The 9,310-nt window shown below is 59.8% G+C and carries 9 protein-coding genes and 1 pseudogene; 2 read left to right on the forward strand and 8 right to left on the reverse strand.

The genetic code is table 11. The annotated features are described in order from the left end of the window. Nucleotides 1-66 precede the first annotated feature (66 nt). The gene (gene cadR, locus AO388_RS17330) at nucleotides 67-513 is read left to right on the forward strand and encodes a Cd(II)/Pb(II)-responsive transcriptional regulator (RefSeq protein ID WP_058416802.1); all 447 of its coding nucleotides are present in this window, start codon (nucleotides 67-69) and stop codon (nucleotides 511-513) included. 21 nt (nucleotides 514-534) lie between these two features. Here cadR and AO388_RS29210 read toward each other — a convergent pair whose 3' ends face one another. The 6 genes from AO388_RS29210 to AO388_RS17360 form a co-directional block, all read right to left on the reverse strand. Continuing rightward, nucleotides 535-1,431 carry a hypothetical protein gene (locus tag AO388_RS29210; protein ID WP_058416803.1) on the reverse strand — a complete coding sequence of 299 codons (897 nt, stop codon included), beginning with the start codon at nucleotides 1,429-1,431 and terminating at the stop codon, nucleotides 535-537. Nucleotides 1,432-1,434: 3 nt separating this feature from the next. Continuing rightward, nucleotides 1,435-1,632, reverse strand: a complete 198-nt coding sequence (locus AO388_RS17340; RefSeq protein WP_058416804.1) for a hypothetical protein — start codon at nucleotides 1,630-1,632, stop codon at nucleotides 1,435-1,437. 76 nt (nucleotides 1,633-1,708) lie between these two features. Next, the gene (locus tag AO388_RS17345; RefSeq protein ID WP_058416805.1) at nucleotides 1,709-2,680 is read right to left on the reverse strand and encodes a thymidylate synthase; all 972 of its coding nucleotides are present in this window, start codon (nucleotides 2,678-2,680) and stop codon (nucleotides 1,709-1,711) included. A gap of 52 nt (nucleotides 2,681-2,732) precedes the next feature. Then, entirely contained in the window at nucleotides 2,733-3,545 is an 813-nt protein-coding gene (lgt, locus tag AO388_RS17350; RefSeq protein WP_003343867.1) for a prolipoprotein diacylglyceryl transferase, read from the reverse strand. Between the two features lie 627 nt (nucleotides 3,546-4,172). Then, nucleotides 4,173-6,452, reverse strand: coding sequence for a phosphoenolpyruvate--protein phosphotransferase (gene ptsP / locus AO388_RS17355; protein ID WP_002555744.1), 2,280 nt, complete (start codon nucleotides 6,450-6,452; stop codon nucleotides 4,173-4,175). Nucleotides 6,453-6,473: 21 nt separating this feature from the next. Further along, nucleotides 6,474-6,953 (reverse strand): RNA pyrophosphohydrolase, encoded by a 480-nt coding sequence (locus AO388_RS17360; RefSeq protein ID WP_002555745.1) that lies wholly within the window; start codon nucleotides 6,951-6,953, stop codon nucleotides 6,474-6,476. 142 nt (nucleotides 6,954-7,095) lie between these two features. Here AO388_RS17360 and AO388_RS17365 point away from each other — a divergent pair, with 142 nt between their 5' ends. Further along, nucleotides 7,096-7,752, forward strand: a complete 657-nt coding sequence (locus AO388_RS17365; RefSeq protein WP_003372134.1) for an HAD family hydrolase — start codon at nucleotides 7,096-7,098, stop codon at nucleotides 7,750-7,752. A 13-nt stretch (nucleotides 7,753-7,765) separates the two neighbouring features. On the opposite strand, the gene AO388_RS17370 is transcribed toward AO388_RS17365, so the two are convergent. Both AO388_RS17370 and AO388_RS17375 read right to left on the reverse strand, forming a co-directional pair. Next, nucleotides 7,766-8,194, reverse strand: a complete 429-nt coding sequence (locus AO388_RS17370) for a DUF2269 family protein (protein WP_003343869.1) — start codon at nucleotides 8,192-8,194, stop codon at nucleotides 7,766-7,768. Between the two features lie 384 nt (nucleotides 8,195-8,578). Next, a pseudogene (locus AO388_RS17375) lies at nucleotides 8,579-9,310 on the reverse strand (threonine ammonia-lyase, biosynthetic); the annotation flags it as partial.

Raw genomic sequence — 9,310 nt, forward strand, 5'->3', positions numbered from 1 at the left:
TGCTTGTTGCCAAGTGAACACCCTGTAGCCACTATAGGGTCAAGCACTCAAACGAGATGAGTCCACATGAAAATCGGCGAACTGGCAAAACTGACCGACACCCAGGTCGAAACCATCCGTTATTACGAGCGCGAAGGCCTGCTGCCCGCCCCCGCCCGCAGTGACGGCAATTACCGGCTGTATACCCAGGCGCACATGGAGCGCCTGTCGTTCATCCGCAATTGCCGCAGCCTGGACATGACCCTCGAAGAAATCCGCAACCTGCTCAACCTGCGCGACAGCCCGCAGGACCAGTGCGAAAACGTCAACACCCTGATCGACGAACACATCGAACACGTCAACGCCCGCGTCGCAAGCCTGCAAGCGCTCCAGGAACAACTGCTCGACCTGCGTCGCCGCTGCAGCGATGGCACGACAGAACATTGCGCGATACTGGAGAGGCTGGAAGTGACGGGGGCTGTGGCAGCGCCAGAGGGCGAGCCTTCACATGTGGGGAGGAGTCATGGGCATTAAGACGGGTTTGAGACCTATGGTTCAGCGCTGCGCGGCCTGCACCACCGCCACAAGCTCAGTGATCGCCTTGACGAGCTGATCCTTGGCAGCTTTCTCTTTCGCTGACTCTTCACCGGCCCGCTCAGAATCTGCGCGCTTGAACGCTTCACGCACCTCATCGCTGAAGATGCTGATCGAGACAATATTTTCTTGCCGAAAACCAATAGGCCTGAGCGGTGTATCACTTGGGTAATCGGTCGTGTACACCACTTTCAGGGTGTCCTTGTCCCGATAGCCACTGACGGTCGGGATAAGCAAAATTTCCTGATTCACACCCGTCACTTCGGTAGGGGCTCCGACGTCCATGATGTAACCGACGTAGACCTTTCGATCCGCCATCGTGATCATCACTTCTTCCTTGTCGACAAATGCATCGAAAAGCGTCGAGCAGATAGGGCTGTGATCTACAGACTCACCCAGCAGATAGACCGCAATTTCTTCTTTTTTACCCGCGCCCAGTTGCCACTTGAGAATCCTGACAGTAAGAAAAGCTCCGAGGCTTGGCATCGCCAAGGTCAGTAAACCCGACAGGGCAAGGAACACGCCCACTTGGCTAAAATTCCTGCCAGTGATGTCGAAGTCCTGCCCCATTTGACCTAAAGCGCCCATGAAATCGGTGTTCACGGCAAAACAGACTTGCGAGGTCGCGTCCATCGTTTGGGCCCATTTTGGGCAAAACACACCCCAATCATGCGAGAACAGGCCTGCAAGGGCTGCGGTAACAAACATGGCCGCTAAAAAACAGTAGATACCATACCGCCCCACCAGCAAGTAAAGCATCTGGCCTTCATAGCGATGCAGCCTGCAATAAACGGTGGGATCCTTCAGGCACACCAAAAAGCCGCTGACGAGTAGTGGCAGCAGAAGTAAAAAAGCCATTTATCAGGATTCGGCTTGCGGAGTGACCAGTTTTTTAGCCTTATCGCGGGAGGAGCGAACCAAACCTTCGATTTCTTTGGCGTCCATGGACATGCGACCACCCCTTACCACAAGAGTGTCGATGCTCTTGATTGCCTGCATGAGGGCCGCGTCTTCAGCCTTCTTCGTATCACTACGATATCCAATCCGATTGAAAAACATAGTCGATTCCATTAAACAGGGTCAGGGGACTTACGCCAAAACTATAGCACAACGCTCAATTCGCTCTCGTACGGACTCAAACCGCCATCGGCGCCGTCATTGCCGGGTGGTGCTGGTAGCCTTCCAGGGTGAAGTCCGAAGGCTCGATCAGTTCCAGCCATTCAGGCTGGTACACACCGGTCTTGGCGAATTCCGGCACGCGCTCGGAGATGACCAGTTTCGGCATCGGGTACGGCTCGCGGGTCATCTGTTCGTTGAGCATGTCCAGATGGTTTTCGTAAACGTGGGCGTCGCCGATGAAGTAGGTGAACCAGCGTGGGGTGTAGCCGGTCAGGCGGCCGATGAGGCTCAGCAGCGCGGCGCCTTCGGTCAGGTTGAACGGCGTGCCGAGGCCCAGATCGTTGGAGCGAATATACAGCGTCAGCGAGATTTCGCGGGTCTGCGGGTTCGGGTGCAGCTGGTACAGCAGGTGGCACGGCGGCAGGGCCATTTCATCGAGCTGTGCGCAGTTCCAGCCGTGGAACAGGATGCGGCGGCTGCCTGGGTCGTTGATGATGGTGTCGACGCACTGGCGAATCTGGTCGATGGCCTTGTACAGGACCACGAACGACTGACCGTCTTCTACGGATTCGGCAATCTGACGATACCCCTGGCCCAGCGCCAGCTCGATGGCCGCGACATTGCCGGCATCGATACGCTTGTAGGCTGGCCACTTGCGCCATTGCACGCCATAGATTTCGCCCAGATCGTCCTCGCCCTTGCGGAACGGGTTGTTCAGCCACTGAGCGTTTTCGTTGGCGTTCTGATCCCAGACCTTGCAGCCCAGTTCGCGGAATTCGGCGGCGTTGTTCACGCCACGCAGAAAGCCGACCATCTCGCCGATGGCCGATTTGAAGGCCATGCGCCGTGTGGTGATCGCCGGAAAACCTTCCTGCAAGTCATAACGCAGCATCGCACCCGGAAAGCTGATGGTGTTCACGCCGGTACGGTTGGCTTGCAAGGTCCCGTGCTTGATCACATGAGCGACCAGTTCCAGATATTGCTTCATAAATCACCTGCCTTGTTGAACGCGCCGGGCGTTGTCACCCGGCGTTTCGGTGTTAGACCGCTGCCTTGCTGGCGGACGGATCGCGCTTGTAGGCCAGCCAGATCAGGAACAGGCCGGCGATGATCATCGGCAGGCTGAGGATCTGACCCATGGTCACCCAGCCCCACGCCAGGTAGCCCAACTGGGCGTCAGGAACGCGGACGAACTCGACCACAAAGCGGAAGATCCCGTAGAACAGCGCGAACATGCCGGAAACGGCCATGGTTGGACGCGGTTTTCGGGCGTACAGATTGAGGATGATGAACAGCGCAACGCCTTCCAACGCGAACTGATACAGCTGCGAAGGATGACGCGCCAGTTGCGCAGGGTCGCTGAACGGCGGAAAGACCATGGCCCACGGCACGTCGGTCGGCTTGCCCCACAGCTCGGCATTGATGAAGTTGCCGATACGCCCGGCACCCAGGCCGATCGGCACCAGCGGAGCAACGAAGTCCATCAGCTGGAAGAAGCTTTTGCCGTTGCGCTTGCCAAACCACCAGGCCGCGATCATCACGCCGACAAAGCCGCCGTGGAACGCCATACCACCCTTCCAGACTTCAAAGATCAGCAGCGGGTTGGCGATGTAGGCCGACAGATCGTAGAACAGCACGTAGCCCAGCCGCCCGCCGACAATCACGCCCATGGCCAGCCAGAAAATCAGGTCGGAGAGTTTTTCCTTGGTCCAGGTCGGGTCGAACTTGTTCAGGCGACGCGACGCAAGCAGCCAGGCGCCGCCGATACCGACCAGGTACATCAAACCGTACCAGTGAATTTGCAGCGGGCCGATAGCGACGGCTACCGGGTCAATCTGCGGGTAAGGCAGCATTGCGACTCCTCAATTGGAACGCCCTTGCGAGCGACTGAATCAGGCGCGCATGTTACCGGAGCCCGGCAGGATGCTCTAGCGGCGACCGATGGAAGCCGCCTGAACGAAATGAAAAAAGATACGCCTGATGTGTCCAGCCGTACGCTTAGCGCTTCCGCGCACAGCGTTATAGACAGGTGGAGCGCACTGAATACGTGCCTTACAGGCTTCTGCCCCCAGGGCGCAGGAGCGAACCGGGCAAGGCTTGGCGTATTCGCGAAGATGGTGATTCAGACAATGCATTTTCGGCGATCATGCCGGCCTCTTCGCGAACAAGTTCGCTCCTACGGGGCAGTGTGTACCCCTGTGGGAGTGAGCTTGCTCACGAAGGCAGTAGCCCAAACGCCCCATTCCCCGGAGTCTGTACCGGCCTCTTCGCGAACAAGCGAACGTCGACCGGCCCGCCCCAAAGGTGCATGTGTACCCCGGTGGGAGTGAGCTTGCTCACGAAGGCGGTAGCCCAAACGCCCCATTCCCCGGAGTCTGTACCGGCCTCTTCGCGAACAAGTGAACGTCGACCGGCCCGCCCCAAAGGTGCATGTGTCCCCCTTGTGGGAGTGAGCTTGCTCACGAAAGCATTAGTAGCGCTTAGTGCCCTTTGACCGAGCTCGGGTTGATCATCCGCGACAGGCCGAGGTTTTTCAGCGCCAGTTGCAGAGAACTGCTGATGACTTGCGGGTTATCGTTGGTCATCAGTTGCGCCAGCAGTTCCTTGGCCTTGCTGAGGTTGATCTGGCGCAGCATCCACTTCACTTTCGGCAGGTTGGTGGCGTTCATCGACAGGCTGTCGAAACCCATCGCCATCAACAGCACCGCTGCTGCCGGGTCACCCGCCATTTCGCCGCAGATGCTCACCGGCTTGCCCTCGGCGTGGGCATCACGCACCACGCTTTGCAGCGCCTGAAGCACTGCCGGGTGCAGGTAATCATAGAGATCGGCCACGCGCGGGTTGTTGCGGTCGACCGCGAGCAGGTATTGAGTCAGGTCGTTGGAGCCGACCGAGAGGAAGTCCACCTGACGCGCCAGATCGCGGGTCTGGTAGACCGCGGCAGGCACTTCAATCATCACGCCCACCGGCGGCATGGGCACGTCGGTGCCTTCGTCGCGCACCTCGCCCCAGGCGCGGTGGATCAGGTGCAGCGCTTCTTCCACTTCGTGGGTGCTGGAGATCATCGGCAATAGAATGCGCAGGTTATTCAGGCCCTCGCTGGCCTTGAGCATGGCGCGGGTCTGGACCAGGAAAATTTCCGGGTGGTCGAGGGTGACGCGAATACCGCGCCAGCCGAGGAACGGGTTGTCTTCCTTGATCGGGAAGTAGGACAGCGACTTGTCGCCACCGATGTCCAGGCTGCGCATGGTCACCGGCAGTGGATGGAAGGCGGCCAATTGCTCGCGGTAGATCGCCAGCTGTTCCTTTTCACTCGGGAAGCGCTGGTTGATCATGAACGGTACTTCGGTGCGGTACAGGCCCACCCCTTCGGCGCCACGCTGTTGCGCACGCGCCACGTCGGCCAGCAGACCGGTGTTGACCCACAGCGGCATGCGATGCCCGTCGAGAGTGACGCAAGGGAGTTCGCGCAGGGCATCCAGCCCCTGGGAGAGCTGACGCTCCTCCTCCACCACCTTGCCGAACTGCTTGCGCATGATTTCGCTGGGGTTGGTGAAGACTTCGCCATGATAGCCGTCGACCACCAGATCGATGCCATCGACCTTGGAGTAAGGGAAGTCCACAAGGCCCATGACCGTGGGAATGCCCATGGCCCGCGCCAGAATCGCGACGTGGGAGTTGCCGGAACCCTGAACCGACACCAGGCCGACCAGTTTGCCTTCCGGCACTTCGCCGAGCATGGCCGGGGTCAGCTCCTCGCTGACCAGAATCGTGTTATCGGGATAGACCAGCGCCTGTTGTCGCGCCTCCTGGAGGTAAGCCAGCAGACGGCGGCCCAGGTCCTTGACGTCCGACGCCCGCTCGCGCAGGTAGGCATCGTCCATCAGCTCGAAACGTTTGACGTGCTCACTGACCACCGAGCGCAAGGCACCCTGCGCCCATTGACCGGTCTTGATGACGTCGGTTACTTCGCTGCCCAGCGAGGCGTCGTCGAGCATCATCAGGTAGACATCGAACAGCGCCCGCTCTTCGGGACGCAACTGGGTGGCCAGTTTGGCTGACAGGGTGCGCATGTCATTGCGTACGCCTTCCAGCGCGTTCTGGAACAGCGCCAGTTCAGCGGCGATGTCAGTGACGGTCTTGTCGGGGACCACTTCCAGATCGGCAGGCGGCAGCATGACCACGGCGACACCGACCGCAGCACCCGGCGAACCGGCGACACCCACGAACTTGGCTTCCTGAATACCCTTGCCCTGACGACCCAGACCGCGGATCGAGCCGGTGGCTTCGGCATGCGCGATAACGCCCGCCAGTTGCGCGCTCATGGTGACCAGGAAGGCTTCTTCGCCCTCGTCGAACTGACGGCGCTCCTTTTGCTGGATGACCAACACGCCAACCACGCGCCGGTGGTGGATGATCGGCGCGCCCAGGAACGAGGCGTAGCGTTCCTCACCGGTCTCGGCGAAGTAGCGATAACGAGGGTGATCTGCGGCGTTTTCGAGATTCAGCGGTTCTTCGCGCGTACCGACCAGGCCGACCAGGCCTTCATTCGGCGCCATGCTGACTTTGCCGATGGAGCGCTTGTTGAGGCCTTCGGAAGCCATCAGGACAAAGCGGTTGACCTCGGCATCGAGCAGGTAGACCGAGCAGACCTGGCTGCCCATGGCCTCCTTGACGCGCAACACAATAATGCCCAACGCCGCCTTGAGATCCTTGGCGGAGTTAACTTCCTGGACGATCTTGCGCAGCGTATTGAGCATGGCTCGGGGTCGAACTCCGTGTCAGTCGCGCGATAAGAGGCGCGGGGCAAGCTCTTTGAGTGCGCGTCGATACACCTCGCGCTTGAATGTCACCACCTGGCCTAACGGATACCAATAACTGACCCAGCGCCAGCCATCGAACTCCGGTTTACCGGTCAAATCCATCCGCACCCGCTGCTCGTTGGAGATCAGGCGCAGGAGAAACCATTTTTGCTTCTGGCCGATACACAGCGGCTGGCTGTGGGTACGGACCAGTCTTTGCGGCAGACGATAGCGCAACCAGCCCCGAGTGCAGGCAAGTATTTGCACATCATGTCGTTCCAGACCGACTTCTTCATTCAATTCGCGATAAAGCGCGTCTTCCGGCGTCTCCTGCGGGTTGATACCCCCTTGAGGAAACTGCCAGGCATCCTGGTTAATACGCCGAGCCCATAGGACCTGACCAGCATCGTTTGTCAGAATAATCCCGACATTAGGACGGAAACCATCGGGGTCGATCACGGCAACAACCTCGCAAACGCATGTCGCCGCATTGTTCCACAAAGGCGATCAAACCAGCAACGAGGCTTATCACCTTATGTGAAGACTTGTGAAAACCTCGTATTCTGGGGCTCTTTTTTCAACTATTTCAGCGAGTAACCCTATGCGCCTGGCTTTATTCGACCTCGACAACACCCTTCTGGGCGGCGACAGCGATCACGCCTGGGGCGATTACCTGTGCCGGCGCGGGATCCTTGATGCCGCGACCTACAAGACCCGCAACGACGAGTTCTATCAGGATTACCTGGCCGGCACGCTGAACATGACCGACTACCTGAATTTTACCCTGGAGATTCTGGGCAACACTGACATGGCGCAGCTTGAGCAGTGGCATCGCGAGTTCATGCGCGACTGCATCGAACCAATGATGCTGCCCAAGGCGCTGGAATTGATCGCCAAACACCGAGAGGCTGGCGACAAGCTGGTGGTGATCACCGCCACCAACCGCTTTGTGACAGCACCTATCGTGGCGCAGCTGGGCATCGATACCCTGCTGGCGACCGAGTGCGAAATGGTGGATGGACGCTATACCGGTCGTACCACGGGTGTGCCCTGCTTCCGTGAAGGCAAGGTGACACGCCTCAACCAGTGGCTGGAAGACAACGCGTTCAGCCTCGAGGGCAGCTATTTCTACAGTGACTCGATGAACGACCTGCCTCTGCTGGAGCAGGTGGCCAACCCGGTCGCGGTCGATCCGGACGATAAATTGCGTGCCGAAGCCGAGCGACGCGGCTGGCCGGTGATTACCCTGCGCCACTGAGTGCTGGCAATACTCAGGCCGGTTTGAAGCCCGTCAGACCGGCCATTGCCACGAAGCACACAACGCTGATCACCGTCAGCGCCAAGGTGAAGCCGCGCTTGCCACCTTTGGCACCAAGACGCAAGCGGTTGAGCCTGGCCACCAGCCAGACCCAACTGCACAGCCCCAGGGTGTAAAGCACGCTGCTGCCCAGCACCCAGGTCTGGCCCAGTGACAGGCCTTTCAAATGCACCAGCCACCAGCCACTGAACGGCAGCGTCGCCAGGCAAACGGCCATCAACACCCAGAAAAACAGCAATGGCCGCTTGAGCAGGCGATTCTGCACGGTCGTGTCGCCTTCAAGACGCACCTTGACCACCCCGCTGGCCAACACCAGCGCGCTGATCAGCAACAACGCGATGGCGACGATGTGCAGGGTGTTAAGGGTGGTGATGGGTTCCATGACGCGGTGTTCCTCTGGAATCGGGCTTGGGTGAGTTTAGCAGTGTGGACACAAGAGCCGTGCCTTAAGCGCTATCGCGCCCGTGCTCCACGTGGGCATGCCGGTCTGGACGCTCTGCGTCCTCTTGCGACGCAGAGCGTCGTGAACTGCGTTCCCACGCTGGAGCGTGAGGAACGATAGTTGTCAGTCAGATCCCCATCGTGCCCTCGCTCCGCGTCCTCTTGCGACGCAGAGCGTCGTGAACTGCATTCCCACGCTGGAGCGTGAGGAACGATAGTTGTCAGTCAGATCCCCATCGTGCCCATGCTCCGCGTGGGTATGCCGGTCTGGACGCTCTGCGTCCTCTTGTGACGCGGAGCGTGAGGAACGCGAGATATCCCGGCCTCAGCCCAGAAACAACCGGTACGCTGGGTTCTCGCTTTCATCCCAATACGGGTAACCAATCTCATCCAGCGCAGCACCGACCAGATGCCGCTCATCCTCCGGCACCACCAGTCGGCCGTCAGCAGCGCCGTGGTTGCGGTAGTGGAACATGGAGATGGTCCAGCGGCCGCCCAGACGGTTGAGGAAGTTGAACAGCGCGCCCGGTCGCTCCGGGAACTCGAAGCGCAGCACCACTTCATCATTGACCCGCTCGGCATGCCCGCCAACCATGTGGCGAATATGCAGTTTGGCCAGTTCGTTGTCGGTCAGGTCCAGCACCGGGAAGCCCTGGCCGGTCAGGCTGGCGATCAGGGCGCTGCGTGGGTCGTTCTCGGGATGGGTCTGCACGCCGACGAAGATNGGGGATGGTCACCGCAATGATCGCCTCGCGGCCTTCGCCCAGTTCGGCGCGCTCGGCCACGTGACGCAAGCGGTCGAAGTTGACGTTGGCCCCTGAATCAATCGCCACCAGCGTCTGGCCGCTGACGCCGCGCTGCTCGACATATTTCTTGATCCCGGCCACGCCCAGCGCGCCTTCGTCGTAGATGTCCTTGATCGCCGCGCAGATCTCGTCGGTGCTGACGGTGATCACATCATCGACATAATGGCGGCACACTTCGAAGGTGTGATGGCCGATCTGCGCGACCGCCACGCCATCGGCAAACAGCCCGACCTGGCTCAGCACCACGCGCT

The sequence above is a fragment of the Pseudomonas sp. ICMP 10191 genome (assembly GCF_001467335.1).
GTDB lineage: Bacteria > Pseudomonadota > Gammaproteobacteria > Pseudomonadales > Pseudomonadaceae > Aquipseudomonas > Aquipseudomonas cerasi.